The organism is Aquabacter sp. DMC10 (genome assembly GCF_056314145.1).
Window position 1 is genome coordinate 233,985 of the sequence record NZ_JBQUYX010000009.1, and the last position, 17,163, is coordinate 251,147.

Annotated in this window: 14 protein-coding genes; 10 read left to right on the forward strand and 4 right to left on the reverse strand. The window is 67.1% G+C overall.

The window, feature by feature from the left end; translation table 11 throughout:
* Positions 1-161: 161 nt before the first annotated feature.
* From ACT54L_RS22260 to ACT54L_RS22270, 3 genes are all read left to right on the forward strand, one after another.
* Complete coding sequence (locus ACT54L_RS22260; protein WP_476087837.1) at positions 162-2,105, forward strand: PhoX family protein; 1,944 nt, start codon at positions 162-164, stop codon at positions 2,103-2,105.
* 252 nt (positions 2,106-2,357) lie between these two features.
* Positions 2,358-2,879, forward strand: a complete 522-nt coding sequence (locus ACT54L_RS22265) for an MgtC/SapB family protein (protein WP_476087838.1) — start codon at positions 2,358-2,360, stop codon at positions 2,877-2,879.
* A 50-nt stretch (positions 2,880-2,929) separates the two neighbouring features.
* Positions 2,930-3,136: a hypothetical protein gene (locus tag ACT54L_RS22270; RefSeq protein ID WP_476087840.1), complete on the forward strand. Its 207-nt coding sequence runs from the start codon at positions 2,930-2,932 to the stop codon at positions 3,134-3,136.
* A gap of 94 nt (positions 3,137-3,230) precedes the next feature.
* On the opposite strand, the gene ACT54L_RS22275 is transcribed toward ACT54L_RS22270, so the two are convergent.
* Positions 3,231-3,902, reverse strand: coding sequence for a VIT1/CCC1 transporter family protein (locus tag ACT54L_RS22275; protein WP_476087842.1), 672 nt, complete (start codon positions 3,900-3,902; stop codon positions 3,231-3,233).
* Positions 3,903-4,397: 495 nt separating this feature from the next.
* Between ACT54L_RS22275 and ACT54L_RS22280 the strand changes: the two genes are divergently transcribed.
* Complete coding sequence (locus tag ACT54L_RS22280) at positions 4,398-6,956, forward strand: hybrid sensor histidine kinase/response regulator (protein WP_476087844.1); 2,559 nt, start codon at positions 4,398-4,400, stop codon at positions 6,954-6,956.
* Between the two features lie 96 nt (positions 6,957-7,052).
* Here ACT54L_RS22280 and ACT54L_RS22285 read toward each other — a convergent pair whose 3' ends face one another.
* The gene (locus ACT54L_RS22285; RefSeq protein ID WP_476087845.1) at positions 7,053-7,787 is read right to left on the reverse strand and encodes an SDR family NAD(P)-dependent oxidoreductase; all 735 of its coding nucleotides are present in this window, start codon (positions 7,785-7,787) and stop codon (positions 7,053-7,055) included.
* Positions 7,788-7,876: 89 nt separating this feature from the next.
* Between ACT54L_RS22285 and ACT54L_RS22290 the strand changes: the two genes are divergently transcribed.
* The 5 genes from ACT54L_RS22290 to ACT54L_RS22310 all read left to right on the forward strand — a co-directional run bounded on the left by ACT54L_RS22290 (position 7,877) and on the right by ACT54L_RS22310 (position 13,626).
* A complete protein-coding gene (locus ACT54L_RS22290; protein WP_476087846.1) occupies positions 7,877-8,287 on the forward strand; it encodes a winged helix-turn-helix transcriptional regulator in 411 nt (136 codons plus the stop codon).
* A gap of 228 nt (positions 8,288-8,515) precedes the next feature.
* Positions 8,516-9,724 carry an ABC transporter substrate-binding protein gene (locus ACT54L_RS22295; protein ID WP_476087847.1) on the forward strand — a complete coding sequence of 403 codons (1,209 nt, stop codon included), beginning with the start codon at positions 8,516-8,518 and terminating at the stop codon, positions 9,722-9,724.
* Between the two features lie 285 nt (positions 9,725-10,009).
* Positions 10,010-10,909, forward strand: coding sequence for a branched-chain amino acid ABC transporter permease (locus ACT54L_RS22300; RefSeq protein WP_476087849.1), 900 nt, complete (start codon positions 10,010-10,012; stop codon positions 10,907-10,909).
* A gap of 4 nt (positions 10,910-10,913) precedes the next feature.
* A complete protein-coding gene (locus ACT54L_RS22305) occupies positions 10,914-12,893 on the forward strand; it encodes a branched-chain amino acid ABC transporter ATP-binding protein/permease (RefSeq protein ID WP_476087850.1) in 1,980 nt (659 codons plus the stop codon).
* Between the two features lie 10 nt (positions 12,894-12,903).
* Complete coding sequence (locus ACT54L_RS22310) at positions 12,904-13,626, forward strand: ABC transporter ATP-binding protein (RefSeq protein WP_476087852.1); 723 nt, start codon at positions 12,904-12,906, stop codon at positions 13,624-13,626.
* A 60-nt stretch (positions 13,627-13,686) separates the two neighbouring features.
* On the opposite strand, the gene ACT54L_RS22315 is transcribed toward ACT54L_RS22310, so the two are convergent.
* Both ACT54L_RS22315 and ACT54L_RS22320 read right to left on the reverse strand, forming a co-directional pair.
* Positions 13,687-15,102 (reverse strand): sensor histidine kinase N-terminal domain-containing protein, encoded by a 1,416-nt coding sequence (locus ACT54L_RS22315; RefSeq protein WP_476087854.1) that lies wholly within the window; start codon positions 15,100-15,102, stop codon positions 13,687-13,689.
* The gene (locus tag ACT54L_RS22320; RefSeq protein ID WP_476087856.1) at positions 15,102-15,767 is read right to left on the reverse strand and encodes a response regulator; all 666 of its coding nucleotides are present in this window, start codon (positions 15,765-15,767) and stop codon (positions 15,102-15,104) included. Before ACT54L_RS22320 ends, ACT54L_RS22315 begins: the two co-directional genes overlap by 1 nt.
* Positions 15,768-16,057: 290 nt before the next feature.
* Here ACT54L_RS22320 and ACT54L_RS22325 point away from each other — a divergent pair, with 290 nt between their 5' ends.
* Positions 16,058-17,107, forward strand: a complete 1,050-nt coding sequence (locus ACT54L_RS22325; protein WP_476087858.1) for an ABC transporter substrate-binding protein — start codon at positions 16,058-16,060, stop codon at positions 17,105-17,107.
* Positions 17,108-17,163: the final 56 nt, after the last annotated feature.

Sequence of the window (17,163 nt, forward strand, 5' to 3'; positions counted from 1 at the left end):
CCCCCGCGCCCTCCCCCCGAGTCTGGTGTTTGGCGTCTGGCGTCCCGGGCACCGGGCGTCACAGGCGCGTGACAAACCCGCGCCAAAATCCCGGATTTCCCGGGGTGGGCCGCATTCCAGCGCGCCCGTCAGCCTCGGACACCTGCATTTGGGAGGCGGTGATGGCGGGCAAACGGGATCTCACGCGCAGAGACACGCTCAAGATCATGGGCGGCCTTCCGATCTTCCCCCTCGCCGGCGGGACCCTGGCCTCCGTCTTCGGCGCGGGACCGGCCGCGACCGCGCCAGTGACCGGCGCGCGCTTCGTCGGCATGGACGCTCCAAACCTTGATGATCCCGCAGGAATGGCGACCACCTTGGTGAAATCGGCCATGGAGGTGACCTATGCGGATGGCTCAAAGAAGACTTTTGCTCTGGGATACCAGCCGCTGTTCATCACCGGCGAGGCCGTGCCGGATGGCAAGGGCGGGACGGTCATTGCAGGCGGCTATTACGACATCAACAACCGGCCCATCCTTGATGCCAGCGCGGCGGGGGACACCAAGCCCCAGCTGTTCTCCGATTGCCCCGACGGCAGCAGCCTGCTGACAGTGGAGGGCGCGGCCGTGGACGGGGTCCAGGGCAAGCCGGTCTTCCTGGTGGTGCAGTTCGAGTACATGACCAAGAATGCGGCAGGTGCCAACACCTACCGGACGCTGCCTGCGCCCATGGCCATCCTCACCCTCGACCAGGACCCGCAGACCGGCCGGCTGAAGCTGGTCAAATACGTACCCCTGGACGCGGGGCCGGTGCAGGGCCTTTGGACGCCCTGCGGGGCCTCCATCACGCCCTGGAACACCCATCTGTCCAGCGAGGAATACGAACCCGACGCCACCAAGGCCCGCGCCGACAAGACCTTCCGGGCCTTCAGCCAGAACCTGTTCGGCGATCCCGAAAAGGCCAACCCCTATCATTACGGCCACATGCCGGAAGTCACGGTCCATCCCGACGGCACCGGCACCCTCACCAAGCATTATTGCATGGGCCGCATCTCCCACGAGCTGGCGCAGGTGATGCCCGACGGGCGAACCGCCCTGATGGGCGACGACGCCACCAATGGCGGCCTGTTCATGTTCGTGGCCGACGCGCCGGGCAAGCTCGATGCCGGCACGCTCTATGTGGCCAAGTGGAAGCAGAAATCGGCCGCGAAGGGCGGCAGCGCCGACCTGTCCTGGATCAAGCTCGGCCACGCCACGAGCGGGCAGATCAAAGAGCTCGCGGACCGGCTCACCGCGGCCGATATTGTCGATGTGAAGCGTGAGGACCCGAACGACCCCAGCTATGTCAAAATCCCCTTCGAGGGCAAGACCGAATGGGTGAAGTTCGCGCCCGGCCAAGAGCTTGCGGCCGCCTTTCTCGAGACCCGCCGCTACGCGCCCTATAAGGGCGGAAGCCTTGGCTTCACCAAGATGGAAGGCACCACGGTCAACGCCAAGGACAGGATCGCCTATTCGGCCATGAGCTACGTCCAGGCCGCCATGAAGGACGGTTCCGGCGACCTGAAGGTGGAAGGGCCAGCCGCCGGGATCGTCTATCAGCACCGGCTCTCAGGCGGACAGATCGACGACACGGGCGCGCCGATCAACAGCGACTGGGTTCCGGTCTTCACCCAGGCGCTTCTCGTCGGGGAGGACCTGGCCACCCCGGACGATCTCGGCAATCTCGCCAATCCCGCTCTCGTCGCCAACCCCGACAACATCAAGTTCAACGAGGACATGCGCACCCTCTTCATCGGAGAGGACAGCGGGATGCACGTCAACAACTTCCTTTGGGCCTATAATGTGGACACCAAGGAGTTGACCCGCATCCTCTCGACCCCCGCCGGCGCCGAATCCACCGGGCTGCACGCCGTCGATCAGGTGAACGGCTTCACCTACATCGTCAGCAACTTCCAGCATCCGGGAGACTGGGAGCTCAAGAAGGACGCGGCGGGCACCGTCATCGGCGGCCTTCACGCCAAGGTCTATCAACGCCTGGACCCGCTGATCGAGAAAAACTATGCCGATGGCCGTGGAAAAGTCGGCGCGGCGGTGGGCTACCTGACGGGAATGCCGGCCGTTTTCTAGCCCGGTCTTCCCCGTCTTCCGAGGCTGGCCCCACCGTGAGCGCGGCGCCGCGCCTGCGACCCGCGCGGCGGTCCAGTGCTCGCGCTGCCGACGGCCTGCGGCCGGGGACGCGGCTTTCTTGAGCGCGGGACCGGCCGCGACCTCTCGCTGCGGAACCAAGCCGGCCCGCCGGCCTTGATCCCGCAGACCGGCAACCGCGCGCAGCGGGGGAGCAACGCCCCGCCGCTCGCAGCGCCGCACCCGAGGGAGGTCATGGACGACGGCATTCTGGGAATGGCCCCGCAGGATCTGGATGGCGCCCTGCGCCTTGCCGTCGCCGTGGTCGTGGGGATGGCGGTGGGGCTCAATCGCGACCTCAAGGGCAAGCCCACGGGCATTCGCACCCTCGGCCTCGTGTGCCTCGGCGCGGCGCTGGTCGGGGTGGTCAGCTTGCGCGTGGAGGGCATTTTCGGCCACCCCGACGCCACCAGCCGCGTGCTCCAGGGCATCCTCCAGGGCGTCATGACCGGCATCGGCTTCCTTGGCGCCGGCGTGGTTCTGGTGGATCACGCGGAAAAGCGCATCGCGGGCCTCACCACGGCGGCCACCGTCTGGGTCACGGCGGCGCTGGGAATTGCCTGTGCACTGGCCTCATGGACGCTCATAGTGGCAGGCGTCGGCCTGGCGCTCTTCCTCCTGGTGGTGGCCCATCCGCTGGAGCGCTGGCTGGAGGCGAAGGGCCAGCGGCGCTCGACCGCGGCGTCTTCGCCGGCCTCCACGGGTCCCGCGCGATGAGATCCGCGCCCGGTCCCCTGACCCCACATGAAAAGCGGGAGTGCAAGCTCATGGACGAAGATGTCATCGCCCTCATCGCCGCCGCGCTGGCGTCCACCAATGGCGAGCCCGCCTCGGGCAATGGCTTGCCCCTGCGGCGGGCGGGCGCGGTGATCGCGGCCTTGCGCGCCTCCGGCTATGAGGTGGTGCGGCGCCCGGATGCGGTGGCGCCCGAAGGCATCCCGCCGCAGGAGCTGAATGCCTCCAACGACGGCTAGACGGTCCAGTGGTTCATGGAGCCACCGGAACGCTCGACTGGTGCCCCGTTCGCGCTGACCTGCGTCAGGGTCGGCTCCGCCCCCCTCCCGCCCGCTACGAAAGCAGCCGGCCCATGAGGATGCCGGCGACCGCCGCCGACGCGGCGATACCCAGCGTTTCCAGCGTGGCGCGGAACAGCGGGCGCTTGGCCACCAGACCGCGCCCCACGCCCAGGGCCACCAGGAGAATGGTGGTCAGCACCAGGCACACGATGCGCGCGGTCTCCATGGGCAGAAAGGCAAAGGGCAGCACCGGGGTGAAGCCGGCGAAAAGATCCGAAACGAACATCCAGGCCGCATGGGAGGTGGGGCTGGCACCATCCTCGGCCTCCGCCAGATCCGCGCGCAAACCGGCGGCAGCGCGGGGCGCACGGGCGAGCGCACCGGCCACCGCGTCCACATCTGCCGCCGCCATGCCGCCGGCCGCCAGAGCGGCGGTAATGGCGCGAGCCTCCGAAGCGGCAATCTCGGGCGATACCGTCGCATTGCGCCGGGCGCGCCGGGCATCGCGGACCGATTCCGCATCCAGATAACTGCCCGCCATCATGGACACCGCTGCAGCAGCAGCGCCCGTCGCGCCCGCAATCAGCACCGTCCGCGGATCGCTGGTGGTCATGGCGACGCCGAAGACCAGGCCGAAAATGGAGACCGTCCCGTCTTCCATGCCGAAGACCACATCGCCAATGGAGGCCTTCAGCGAGGCTTTCAAGCGCGCCAGACCCTGCATGTCCCACCCCCGCACAGGCTGCCGAGCCGCCTGGCCCGGCCCGAGCCTTGCGGACGCACCATAGAAGAGGCTCCCGCCATGGCGAAAGGCCGCAGAGGCATGGCGTTTGTCATGCCGCCCTGGAGTGATCGCAGGCCAGTGGATTTTCCCGCTCCCTTGCCGGAACAAATGCCGAGCTCCTGCGTTTACGGCGCGGTCGGTTCCGGCCGGAGGGGGAAGCATGAGCTTGGCGCGGCGTGGGCACGGCGCTGATCTGCGGAGCGGCCGCCGGCGCACAGGGCGTGCGCCCTCGACCGCCTCATGCGATCCCTCGCCCCTGGTGTGCCCCAGGGGAGACCGCTGGCGGGTCCGTCACGGCGGAGCGCTCCGGCCCCTTGCCGAAGATCATGGCGCTGGCCCGCCCTTTCCCCTACCCCGTTCCGCCCACCTATCGCATCCCAACGCGATCTCCCCCATAGTGTCAGCGGATCAAACTTGGTGAACGCCTGTCTTCACATGCCACCTTCCTGGTTGTCCTACGGCGGCGAATGCGGCGCCCTTATCGCCACCCGCGACTGGTCCAAGACCTCGCTCGGGCCGATCGAGACCTGGTCGGAGCATTTCCGCTCCACGGTCTCCACCATCGTCAATTCTCCGGTGCCGAAGGTGCTGATGTGGGAGCCCGACCACATCATGATCTACAACGATGCCTATGCGGTGATCGCGGGCGGCAACCACCCGGAAGCCCTGGGCGGGGCGGTGGACAAGATCTGGGCGGAGATCTGGGACTTCAACCGCCAGGTCATCGAAGCGGGCATGCGGGGCGAGGTGCTGTCCTTTGCCGACCAGCCCATGACCCTGCTCCGCCACGGCGTGCCGGAACTGGTCTATTTCGATCTCTTCTACACCCCTGTCCTTACGGAGAGCGGTCAGATCGGCGGCGTGCTGTGCACGGTGCAGGAGACCACCCAGCGCGTCATGGCCGAACGGAACCTGCGCGCCAGCAACCGCCGCTTTCAGGGAGCGGTGGCGGCGGTCAGCGGTGTGCTGTGGACCAATTCCGCCGAGGGCGAGATGGTGGGCGAGCAGCCCGGCTGGGCCGCTCTGACCGGCCAGAGCTTTGACGAATACCAGGCCTACGGCTGGTCCAAGGCCGTCCACCCCGACGACATCGAGCCCTCCATCATCGCCTGGCGCAAGGCGGTGGATGCACGGTCCATCTTCATCTTCGAGCATCGGGTGCGCCGACATGACGGGGTCTGGCGCACCTTCTCCATTCGCGCCATCCCGGTCCTCGACGATGCCGGCACCATCTGCGAATGGGTCGGCGTCCACACCGACATCACCGAGCAGCGGGAGGCCGAGCAGCGCCTGCGCGACCATGCCGAGGAGCTGGAACGGCAGATGCGCCACCGCGAGCGCGCCGAAGACCAGCTGCGGGCCCTGAACGAAACGCTGGAATGCCGGGTGGCTGCGGCCATCGAGGAGGCCCGTCAGGCCCAGCTTGCCCTGGCCCAGGCCCAGAAGATGGAAAGCGTGGGCAAGCTCACCGGTGGCGTGGCCCATGACTTCAACAACCTGCTCCAGGTGATCTCAGGTAATCTGCAATTGCTGGCCCGCGACGTGGCCGGCAACGAGAAGGCGGAGAAGCGCATCGCCAATGCGCTGGCCGGGGTCTCGCGCGGCGCCAAGCTCGCCTCCCAGCTCCTCGCCTTCGGCCGGCGGCAGGCGCTGGAGCCGAAGGTGGTGAACGTCACGCGCTTCGTGCGCGGCATGGATGAGATGCTGCGCCGGGCCATCGGCGAGGGCATCGAGATCGAGACCATCGCCTCCGGCGGGCTCTGGAACACCTTCATCGATCCCACCCAGATCGAGAACGCCCTTCTGAACCTCGCCATCAACGCCCGCGACGCCATGGACGGCCAGGGCAAGCTCACCATCGAGCTGGGCAATGCCACGCTCGATGACGACTATGCCCGCGCCCATGCGGAAGTGGCGCCCGGCCAATATGTGATGCTGGCGGTGAGCGACACCGGCTGCGGCATGCCGCCCGAGGTGATGGAAAAGGTGTTCGACCCCTTCTTTTCCACCAAGCCCGAGGGCAAGGGCTCGGGCCTGGGCCTGTCGATGGTCTATGGCTTCGTCAAGCAGTCCGGGGGCCATGTAAAAATCTATTCTGAGGTGGGCGAAGGCACCACCATCCGCCTTTATCTGCCGCGGGCCACCGACAGCGAGGACGTGGAGGTGGTGGCCACCGCCGCGAACGTGTCGGGCGGCACGGAAACCATCCTCGTGGTGGAGGATGACGAGGAAGTCCGCGCGACCGTGGTGGAGATGCTGAGCGAGCTCGGCTACAACGTCCTGAAGGCGGTGGATGCCCAGTCGGGCCTCAGCGTGGTGGAAAGCGGCATCCCCATCGACCTGCTGTTCACCGATGTGGTGATGCCCGGCCCCATCAAGAGCACGGAACTGGCCCGCAAGGCCAAGGAGCGCCTGCCGCAGATCGCGGTGCTCTTCACCTCCGGCTATACGGAAAACTCCATCGTGCACGGCGGGCGGCTGGACGCGGGGGTGGAACTGCTCTCCAAGCCCTACACGCGCGAGGCCCTGGCGCGAAAGCTGCGCCATGTGCTCGCCAATGAACGCCAGCGCTCCGCCATGCTCGCCAAGGCCTCGGAGCTGTCGTCCCGGGCCGAGGAGGCTGCGCCCGTCGCGGCATCGGCTTCGGCCGCCCCCGCCGTGGTTCTGCTGGTGGAGGATGATCCACTCATCCGCCTGTCCGCCAGCGAGATGCTCAAGGATGCCGGCTACCGGGTGCTGGAAGCCCATCAAGGCGAGGAGGCCCTCGCCCTGCTGGACCGCGCCAGCGCCGATGTGCTGATGACCGATCTGAACCTGCCGGGCATGAGCGGGCGCGACCTTGCCGCCCAGGTCCGCCAGTCCCATCCCCGCATGCGCATCATCTTCGCCACCGGCGAGGCCAGCATCCGCGATGCGGGCGACGCGCTGCTTCTGCGCAAGCCTTATGTCTTCAAGGATCTCAAGGCGGTGGTGGAGGCTGCGCTCAGCGCCTGAGGGCTGCGTTCATTCCGGGCCGACGGCAGGCCCGGCGTGTCCGCACCGCGCCGGAGGGCTGCAAGCCCCCGGGCGCGGCGCAGGCCCGTCGCCGCCTTAAACCTGGGCGAGGCCTCCATCGACGAAGACTTCGCCGCCGGTCATGAAGCTGCTGTCGGCCGAGGCGAGGAAGGCGGCAACCGCACCGGTTTCGGAGGGCTGGCCCATGCGTCCGATGGGCGTCGTGCGCCCGAGCGCGTCGAGAGCATCCTTGCCCACCACTTCCATGGCCAGCTCCGTGAGGGTCGGTCCCGGCGAGAGCACGTTCACACGGATGCCCGTGCCCTTCAGGTCCAGCGCCCAGGTGCGCGCCAGGTTCCGGATGGCCGCCTTGGAGGCGCTGTAGATGCTGAATTCGGGCGTGCCCATGACGCCGGTGGACGAGCCGGTGAGGATGATGGACCCGCCCGCCCTCATGAGGGGCAGGGCCTTCTGGACCGTGAAGACGAGGCCCTTCACATTGGTGTCGAAAATCCGGTCGTAATGCTCGGGCGTGATCTCGCCCAGGGGCGCGAACAGGCCCGTTCCCGCATTGGCGAAGACGATGTCGAGGCCGCCCCGCTCGGCCTTCACCCTGTCATAGAGGCGATCGAGATCGGCAAGGTCCGTCACCGATCCCCGCACGGCACGGGCGGAGGGGCCGAGATCCTCGACCGCCGCATCCAGAACGTCCTGCCGCCGCCCGAAGAGATAGACGAAAGCGCCTTCTTCGATGAAGCGCTTGGCCGATCCAAGGCCAATGCCGCTGCCGCCGCCCGTGATCACCGCCGTCTTGTTTTCCAGCCGTCTCATCATGTGCTCCTGCGTTGAGGTTGCACATAGCTGGCGCCCCACCTACTTTTTGACAAGTATGCACCTTTTGGTAAGTACCTGAGATGACCATGGATCCCTCGTCTCCCATGCCGAATGCCACGCCCGGCTGCACGCCCACCCTCCCCGGCTTCACCTGCGGCCTCGATGCGACCCTTCGGGTCATCGCCGGCAAGTGGAAGCCGCTCATCCTTTATTTCGTCGCCCAGGGCGGCCCCACGCGCTATGGCGAGCTGCGCCGCTCCATTCGCGACGTCAGCGACAAGATGCTGATTCAGCAACTCAAGGAATTGGAAGCGGACGGCCTCGTGCTACGGACCGACCATCACGAGGTTCCGCCGCGGGTGGATTACAGCCTCACGCCCCGCGGCCACAGCCTCGCCCAGGCGCTCGTGCCCCTGTGCACCTGGGGGACGGAAAACATGGAAGAGGTCACGCGCCTGTTCGCCGAGCGCGGTGCCTGGCGCCGCAAGGCAGAATAGGCCGCCTCCTGGCTTCGCCGTGACGGCACCGCAGGCCCCTCACCGCGCGGGCGTACCTCCACGTCCTCAGCCTTGCACGGGGCCGCACAGGAGCATTACCTTACGTCATCATCTCAAGGTTGAACTGGCGCCTTGGCGGTGATTACTCTAAACGATTGAAGCTCGGACGCTCAAAGAGGCGTCCCGATAAGAATGCCGAAAAATCCGGCGCCCCATAGGGAGTGAAACATGCGACTGAAATGGTTCCTCACGGCGGCCGCCGTGACCTTTGCCATGGCCGGAGCCGCGATTGCGGCGGATCCCATCAAGATCGGTCTTTCAGGCCCCTTCACCGGCGGCTCCTCGTCCATGGGCGTGTCCATGCGCGACGGCGTCAAGCTGGCGGTGGCCGAGATCAATAAGAATGGCGGCGTTCTCGGGCGCCAGCTGGTGGTCGTCGAGCGCGACGACGAAGCAAAGAACGAGGTCAGCGTCCAGATTGCGCAGGAGCTGATTAATAAAGAGGAAGTGATCGCCACCCTCGGCTTCATCAACACGGGTGTCGCGCTCGCTTCCCAGCGTTTCTACCAGGAAGCCGAGATCCCGGTCATCAACAACGTCGCCACCGGAACGGCAGTGACGCAGCAATTTGTTCCGCCGAAGGACAAGGCGAACTACATCTTCCGCAATGCCGCCAATGACACCATCCAGAGCGCCATGATCGCCGAGGAAGCGGTGAAGCGGCAGGGCTTCAAGAAGCCGGCCATCCTCGCCGACAGCACCAATTACGGCCAGCTCGGTCGCCAGGACCTGGAAAAGGCGCTGGCCACCATGGGCATCAAGCCGGTGGCCACCGAGAAGTTCAACATCGGCGACACCGACATGACCGCGCAGCTGCTGCGCGCCAAGGAAGCCGGCGCCGACGTGATCCTGACCTATGCCATCGGCCCGGAACTGGCGCAGATCGCCAACGGCATGGCCAAGCTCGGCTGGAAGGTGCCCATGATCGGGTCGTGGACCCTGTCCATGGCCAGCTTCATCGACACGGCCGGCGCCAATGGCGAGGGCGCGATGATGCCCCAGACCTTCATCCAGCTGGGTGATACCCCCAAGCGGAAGGCCTTCATCGACGCCTATCAGGCCGCCTACAAGGTGGACCGCATCCCCTCCCCGGTCTCGGCCGCGCAGGGCTATGACTCGGTCTATCTGCTGGCCGCCGCCATCACCCAGGCCGGCTCCACGGACGGCAAGAAGGTGCGCGAGGCGCTGGAAAACCTGAAGACCAAGGTGGAAGGCGTCGTCACCATCTATGACAAGCCCTTCAGCGCCACCGACCATGAGGCCATCACGTCCAACATCCCGGTGTTCGGCGTGGTGAAGAATGGCCGGGTGGTCGCCGCCCACCCCGAAGACATCGCCGGCGACAAGGCGGTGCGGGTGAAGCCCGCCACCAACTGAGCCATCGGGGCGGGCCTCACCGGCCCGCCTTGCATGCGGCAAGGGTGCCCGGGCGCGTCCCGGGCGCCCTGCACCGCAGGCCGATCGGATTACGCATTCTCTCTCAATGAGTTAGAGGGCGATTCACCGACCAGATTGATTCAATCTGATCGGATCGCGCTCTAGCTCCACCCGACGCAGTTCGGGGATGGGCCGGTTCATGCCCGGCCAAGACTTTCTTAGCAGTGCGACGCTTCCCGCCCCGCGCCGCGCGCGGGCTCCCGCTCCTCGCCTTCGGGACCGGCCATGAACATCCTGTTGCAGCTCGTCGTCAGCGGCATTGCCGTCGGCATGATCTATGGCGTCATCGCCTTCAGCTATCAGCTCACCTTCGTTACCTCGAAAACCCTGAATTTCGGCCAGGGCGAAGCCTTGATGCTGGGGGCGCTGGTGGGGCTCACCACCGTGAACTTCCTCATTGGCCAGGCGCTGGGCAATTGGATCGCCTATCTCCTGATGCTGCCGGTGGTCTTCGTCTTCGGCATGGCCCAGGGCACGGTGGTGGAATGGCTCGGCGTGCGCCGGGCGGTGGAGGCCAAGTCCGAGGCAGGGTGGATCATGGCCACCATCGCGCTCGGCATCATCTTCCGCAATCTCGCCGAGAACATCTGGGGCCGCGACGCGCTGCGCTTTCCCTCCCCCTTGCCCGAGGCGGCGCTGAACATCGGCCCCATCCGCGTGCAGCCCATGGAGATCGCCATCGTACTCGGCGCGCTGGCCATGATGCTGGCGGTGGAGGTGTTCAACCGCCGCACCATCTACGGCAAGGCGGTGGTCGCCACCGCCAATGACAAGGACGCGGCCGATCTGATGGGCATCAATACGCGCCTCGTCATCACCTTCTCCTACGCGCTCTCCTCCACCACCGCGGCGCTGGCCGGCGTGCTCATCGCCCCGGTGACGCTCACGGGGGCCACCATGGGCGCCGCGCTGGGGCTGAAGGCCTTCGCCGTGGCCATCATCGGCGGCCTGTCCAGCGGCATGGGCGTGATCGTGGGCGGCCTCATCCTCGGCATCACCGAGACGCTGACCGGCTACTACATTTCCACCGGCTACAAGGACGTGCCCGGCCTCGTCCTCCTGCTCCTCGTCCTGTCCCTGAAGCCGTCCGGCCTGTTCGGCCGCGCCGCCATCAAGAAGGTCTGAGCAGATGCCGGTAAAGCTTGTCGGTGCCGTTCTCGGCCTTGCCGTCCTGCTCGTCCTGCCCTTCGCGGTGACGAGCCCCTATTACTTGCACCTGATGGTGACCATCGCCATCTATGCCATCCTGCTGCTCGGCCTCGACGTGGTGTTTGGCTATACGGGCGAAGTCTCCATCGGCCATGCGGCGCTGTTTGGCATCGGCGCCTATACGGCCGGCGTGCTGTCCATGCATTTCGGCATCGGCTTCTGGCCGTCCTTGCCGCTGGGCGTCATCATGGCGGCCCTGTTCGGCGTCATCCTGGCCTTCCCGGCGCTGCGGGTGAACGGGCCGTATCTGGCCATGGTGACGCTGGCCTTCGGAACCATCGTGCAGATCCTCATCAATGAGATGAGCGACCTGACCAACGGGCCGCTGGGCATCAAGCTGTCGACGCCCCTTTTCCTGGACCTGCGGGACTGGGGCAGCACCATTCCGCTGTTCGACATGTCGCTGAAGCGCATGAAGGAAGTGGAATATTACTACATCTGCGCCATCGCGCTGGTGCTGGCGCTGCTGGTCATCAACCGCATCCTCGCCTCGCACCTCGGGCGGGCCTTCGAGGCGCTACGCGACAGCCCCATCGCCTCGGACTGCATGGGGGTGAGCGTCTACAAGCACAAGGTCCTGGCCTTCGTGGTGAGCGCGGGCTTTGCTGGGCTTGCCGGGGTGCTCTTTGCCTATTCGGAGCAATACATCGCGCCGAACAATTTCGGCTTCGAGCTGTCCGTCCAATTCCTGCTGGCGGTGACGGTGGGCGGGCGCAAGTCGCGCCTGGGACCGATCCTCGGCGCGGTCATCATCGTCTTCCTGCCCAACCTGCTCGCGGACATCAACCTGTTCCGCCAGATCGCGGGGCTCGTGGCGGTGATCGCCGTGATCGCCGGCATCCGCGCCTTCTTCGCCGAGCCGGACCGGCGGCTGAAGAATGCCATCCCCGTGGCGCTATGCATCGGCTTCTTCATCTTCTCGCTGATGCTGGAGAAGATCACGGACTACAAGCTCACCGTCTTCGGCATGATGATCCTGTTCGTGGTCTATTACTTGCCCGAAGGCATCGTAGGCTTCCTCAAGCGCGCCGCCATCAAGCTCTGGCCGCGCCTGTTCCACGCTCATGCGGTGATCGACGCCACCGCCGCCAAGACGGCGGTCACCACCGCCGGCGCAAGCGGGCCCGGCGTCCTCCTGGAGACCGACGGCGTCATCATGCAGTTCGGCGGCCTCCGGGCGCTGGACCGGGTGTCCATCGCCGTGAAGCCCGGCACCATTCACGGCCTCATCGGCCCGAACGGCTCGGGCAAGAGCACCATGATGAACGTGCTCACCGGCATCTATGTGCCCACCGGCGGCGCCATCCGCTTCAAAGGTCAGGACATTGCCGGCCGCAAGTCGGCGGCCATTGCCACCGACGGCATCGCCCGCACCTTCCAGAACGTGCAGCTTTTCGGTGAGCTGACGCTGATCGAGAACGTGCTGGTGGGCCTCCACCACACCTATCGGGCGACCTTCCTGGAGGTGGCCCTCGGCCTGCCCCGCATCCGCCGGGAAGAGCGGGCGGCGCGCGAGCGGGCCATGGGGCTGCTGACCTTCGTGGGCCTTCAGGACCTCGCCAACGAGGAGGCGCGCAACCTGCCCTATGGCAAGCAGCGCCTCCTGGAGATCGCCCGTGCCCTGGCGTTGGACCCGCAGCTTCTGCTGCTGGACGAGCCCGCCGCGGGCCTCACCGCGCCCGACATCCGCGTGCTCATGGAGATCATCCGCAAGGTGCGCGACGCGGGCATCACCATCGTGCTCATCGAGCACCACATGGATGTGGTGATGGGGGTCTGCGACATGGTGAGCGTGCTCGATTTCGGCCAGAAGATCGCCGAAGGCCGCCCGGCCGAGGTGCAGGCCGACGAACGTGTCATCGAAGCCTATCTGGGCGGCGCCGCCCTGGCAGCGGAATGAGGGGGCGGCCATGCTCGAAGTGAAGGATCTCGTGGCCGGCTACGGCAAGGTGCAGGTGCTCCACGGCCTAAGCCTGACCGTTGAAGAGGGCCAGCTCGTCACCCTCATCGGCTCCAACGGCGCGGGCAAGACCACGACCTTGCGCGCGCTCTCCGGCATGATCGCGCCCCAGTCGGGCTCCATCCGCCTCGGCGGAGAGGAGATCGGCGGCCTGCCCTCCTATGGCATCACCCGCAAGGGCATGGCCCATTCGCCGGAAGGTCGGCGGGTGTTCCCGACGCTCTCGGTCACCGACAATCTGCTGCTGGGCGCCTTTCCCCGCCTCACCGGGTCGCGGCCCAAGGGCGACGTGGACCATGACCTCTCGCGCATGTTCGCCCTCTTTCCGCGCCTTCAGGAGCGGCGCGAGCAATTGGCGGGCACGCTCTCGGGCGGCGAGCAGCAGATGCTGGCCATGGCACGGGCGCTGATGCTCAATCCCCGCGTGCTATTGCTGGACGAGCCGTCCATGGGCCTCGCGCCCCGCCTGGTGGCGGAGGTGTTCGCCACCATCGCGCGGCTGAAGGAGCAGAAGATCACCATGCTGCTGGTGGAGCAGTTCGCCGCCGCCGCGCTGGAGGTGGCCGATTTCGGCTATGTGATGGAAAATGGCCGCCTCTCCGCCTCCGGCCCCGCCGCCCAGTTGCGCGACGACCCGGCCGTGCGCGCCGCCTATCTCGGCCACGCGCATTGACGGGAATGCGCGGCAAAACTTTGGTGCGGGACTGCCGCCGGTCGGGCGTGCAGCCCCCTCTCAGGCCTGGGCGGGGGAGGCCTGCGGCGTGAGGGGGATGCGCAAGGTGACGCGAAGGCCGCCGAGGTCGGGGCTCTGGTCGAGCACGATGGCGATGTGCAGCAGGTCCGAGATCCCCTTCACGATGGACAGGCCCAGCCCGCTGCCGGGAACAACCGCCCGGCTCGGCATGCGATAGAACCGCTGGAACACCCGCTCGCGCTCGGCCTCGGGGATTCCCGGCCCGCTATCCTCGATGGTGGCCACCGCCACCGCCCCGTCCCGCTCCGCAGCAAGCACCACTTGGCCGCCGACGCCGGAATATTTCACCCCATTGTCCAGAAGATTGCCCAGCAGCTCGGCCAGCAGCACGGGATCGGACAGGAGCGGCAAGGGGCGATGGCGCAGATGGCAGGTGATCTGGGTGTCCGGCGGAATGCCGGCGATGCGCTCGGCGATCACATGCTCCATTACCTCGGCCAGGTCGCACGGCGCGGCTCCGGCGGCGGCGACCCCGCTTTCCTCCACGCGGGCGAGGGTAAGGAGCTGGGTGATGAGGCGCTCCAGCCGCACGGCGCCCTGGTCCAGCTCTTCCAGCGTGCTGGCGCGCACGGCGGCATCGGCGCTCTCCCGGCGCAGCAGGTCCACATGCATGCGCACGATGGCCAGCGGCGTCCGCATCTGGTGGGAGGCGTCCGCCGTGAAGCGCCGCAACATCTCGGTGGCCGAGCGCAGGCGCTCGAACATGGCATTGATGGCGGTGGCCGGCGCCAGCGCCTCCTCCGGCACGTCGGACAAATCCAGCGGCCGCAGGTCCCGCCAGTCGGCGACCGCGCGGGTGTCGATCTGCCGGCTGAGATCCGCCAGCGGCATCAGGCCCCGTTCCACCGATACCCACGCCAGGACCGCCACCGCGAGGATCAGGGCCGCCTCAGCGAGGCCGAGATTGCGCAGCATTTCGTTGCGCAGCTGGTTGCGCGCGAGCCGGGTCTCGGCAACCGCCACGAAAACCGGGCTTTCGATGCCATAGACACGCCGGGCCACGGCGGCGAGGCGGACGGCCTGACCGCGATAGGTGTCGTCCCAATGCACCGGCTCGTCCGCTGCGGCGGCCACGCTGTGCCCGAGTGGCAGGTCCGCATAGCCGGTCACCGGGCCGGTGGCGGTGGCGACGAGATAATAGACGCTGTCCTGCGTCTTGGTTTCCAGCATGCCCAACGCCACCTGCGGCATGTCCACCACCAGCTCGCCATTCTCCACCGCCAGGCGTTCGGCGATGGCCATCAGAGAGCCGTCGAGGAGGCGGTCGTGGGAGGTTTCCACCACCGAGGTGATGGTGAGATAGCCGCCTGCGGCGATGGCCACGGCCAGCAGGAAGACGGGCGCGAGCAGATTGACGAGGACCGCCCGCCTCAGCGAGCGGCGGGCGCGCATCATCACTCCTTCTCCAGCATATAGCCGAGCCCGCGCACGGTGCGGATGCGCACGCCGGCCTCGCCCAGCTTCTTGCGCAAGCGGGCGATGTAAAGCTCCAGGGCGTTGGGGGCCACCGCATCATCCAGCCCGAACACCTCGGAGATGAGGCGCGCCTTGGGGACCAGCTTGCCCGCCTGCAACAGGAGGAGGTGCAGCACCGCCAGTTCGCGACGGCGCAGATCCAGCGGCTTGCCCTCAAGGCAGGCCACCTGCTGCGCCGTATCGAACTGGAGCGCGCCGAATTCCAGGGTGGTGTCGCTGACCCCGAAGCCCCGCCGCACCAGGGCCCGCACCCGCGCCTCGAATTCGGCCAGGGCGAAGGGCTTGTTGACATAATCATCGGCGCCCAGGTCGAGGGCCTTGACCTTCTCGCTCACATGGTCGCGGGCGGTGAGGATCATCACCGGCGTCTTGAGGCCGGCGCGGCGCAGGGCGCGCAGCACATCGTAGCCGCTCCCATTGGGCAGGCCGAGATCGAGCACCACCAGATTATAGGCCTCGCGGGTGGCAAGCCCCACGGCGTCGGCGGCATCGGCCTCATGGTCCACCGCATAGCCCAGCGAGGAGAGCGAGCGCTTGAGCCCGCTCGCCAGGGCGCGGTCGTCCTCCACAATCAGGATCCGCATGACGGCGCCTCCCGGCGCGGGCGAGACGTCCGGCGGGACCTGAAGGCCTGCTGTCCTCTGAAGCCAGGAGACCCCGGTCGTGACCGCATTCGTTGCATCACCTAATGTAGACCGGCAAACCGGCGTAATTTCAAGAAGCTGCGCAGCAGCCGCAGGAGAGGGCGATGGCAGGGGGCGGCAGCAAAGGGACGGAAGGGAGCCTTAGCCCGCACATGTCCGCCTGCCAAGGAGAGGCTGCGCGCCCCGCTCCCGCGGCGAGCCAGCGCGGTCGTTTCGCCCCGATCGGAGCCGTGCTTGCCCTTGCGGCGTCCCTCTGGACAGTGGCGAGCGGCACCGCCGCCGCGCAAGCCCAGCGTCCCAATGAAATCTCCATCGGCACCGGCCACGCCGGCGCCCTGCATGTGGTGTCCTCCATCGACCTGGTGGAGGTGGGCGAGCTTCTGGAACATTGGCGCGCGCGCTATCCCGACATCAGGCTGACCTACACCCACAAGAACTCCTTGGAGATCAATGCCGACGTGCTGGACTGTGACGATGCGCGGCCCTGCCCGGACCTTGCCTGGAGTTCAGCCATGGACCTCCAGATCAAGCTGGTGAATGACGGTTATGCCGCCCGCCACGACAGCGCGGCCGCAGCAGTGCTCCCGCCCTGGGCGGTGTGGCGCAACGAGGCCTATGGCATCACCGCAGAGCCCATTGTGCTCGCCTATAACAAGATGCTGGTGCCGCCGGACGACGTGCCGCGCACCCACGCCGACTTCACGCGCCTGCTGCGCGAGAAGGGCGCCACCTATCGCGGCAAGATCGCCGCCTATGATCCCGAGCGCAGCGGCACCGGCTATCTGTTCTGGAACAGCGACGTGCGCATCACGGCCGAGACCTGGCAGCTGGTGCGGGCGCTCGGGCGCACCGGGCCCAAGCTCTATTCCTTCGCCCATACCATGCTGGACCGCATCTCCAACGGCGACCAGCTTTTCGCCTACAACATGATCTCTTCTTATGCCCGGGCGCGGGCCATGGATGAGCCGGCCATCGGCATCGTCGACTTCACCGATTATACGCTGGTGATGACCCGCATCGCGCTCATTCCCAAGCGCGCGCCGCATCTCACGGAGGCGCATCTGTTCCTGGATTTCCTCCTGTCCCGGGAAGGCCAGGCCGATCTGGCGCGGCGGGCGTTCGGCACCGTGCGCCTCGACATGGCCGCGCCGGACGGCACCGGCGGCGACGGCGCACGCCTGCGCCCCATCCATGTGGGGCCGGACCTCCTCGCCTTCCAGGACCAGTCTCGACGCCGGATCTTCTTCCGCGATTGGCGCAAGGCCCTGGAAGCCCAGTGAGGGCGGGCCGAACGCCCCCGGAGGCGTGACAGGTTCTTGACAGGTTCTGCCCCGTA

What these genes read in the sequence shown, in the direction of transcription:
- ACT54L_RS22260 (WP_476087837.1), top strand. Translation starts at nt 162, where the DNA reads ATGGCGGGCAAACGGGATCTCACGCGCAGAGACACGCTCAAGATCATG.
- ACT54L_RS22295 (WP_476087847.1), top strand. Translation starts at nt 8,516, where the DNA reads ATGCGACTGAAATGGTTCCTCACGGCGGCCGCCGTGACCTTTGCCATG.
- ACT54L_RS22300 (WP_476087849.1), top strand. Translation starts at nt 10,010, where the DNA reads ATGAACATCCTGTTGCAGCTCGTCGTCAGCGGCATTGCCGTCGGCATG.
- ACT54L_RS22320 (WP_476087856.1), bottom strand. Translation starts at nt 15,767, where the DNA reads ATGCGGATCCTGATTGTGGAGGACGACCGCGCCCTGGCGAGCGGGCTC.
- ACT54L_RS22270 (WP_476087840.1), top strand. Translation starts at nt 2,930, where the DNA reads ATGGACGAAGATGTCATCGCCCTCATCGCCGCCGCGCTGGCGTCCACC.
- ACT54L_RS22275 (WP_476087842.1), bottom strand. Translation starts at nt 3,902, where the DNA reads ATGCAGGGTCTGGCGCGCTTGAAAGCCTCGCTGAAGGCCTCCATTGGC.
- ACT54L_RS22310 (WP_476087852.1), top strand. Translation starts at nt 12,904, where the DNA reads ATGCTCGAAGTGAAGGATCTCGTGGCCGGCTACGGCAAGGTGCAGGTG.
- ACT54L_RS22285 (WP_476087845.1), bottom strand. Translation starts at nt 7,787, where the DNA reads ATGAGACGGCTGGAAAACAAGACGGCGGTGATCACGGGCGGCGGCAGC.
- ACT54L_RS22280 (WP_476087844.1), top strand. Translation starts at nt 4,398, where the DNA reads ATGCCACCTTCCTGGTTGTCCTACGGCGGCGAATGCGGCGCCCTTATC.
- ACT54L_RS22290 (WP_476087846.1), top strand. Translation starts at nt 7,877, where the DNA reads ATGGATCCCTCGTCTCCCATGCCGAATGCCACGCCCGGCTGCACGCCC.
- ACT54L_RS22305 (WP_476087850.1), top strand. Translation starts at nt 10,914, where the DNA reads ATGCCGGTAAAGCTTGTCGGTGCCGTTCTCGGCCTTGCCGTCCTGCTC.
- ACT54L_RS22315 (WP_476087854.1), bottom strand. Translation starts at nt 15,102, where the DNA reads ATGATGCGCGCCCGCCGCTCGCTGAGGCGGGCGGTCCTCGTCAATCTG.
- ACT54L_RS22265 (WP_476087838.1), top strand. Translation starts at nt 2,358, where the DNA reads ATGGACGACGGCATTCTGGGAATGGCCCCGCAGGATCTGGATGGCGCC.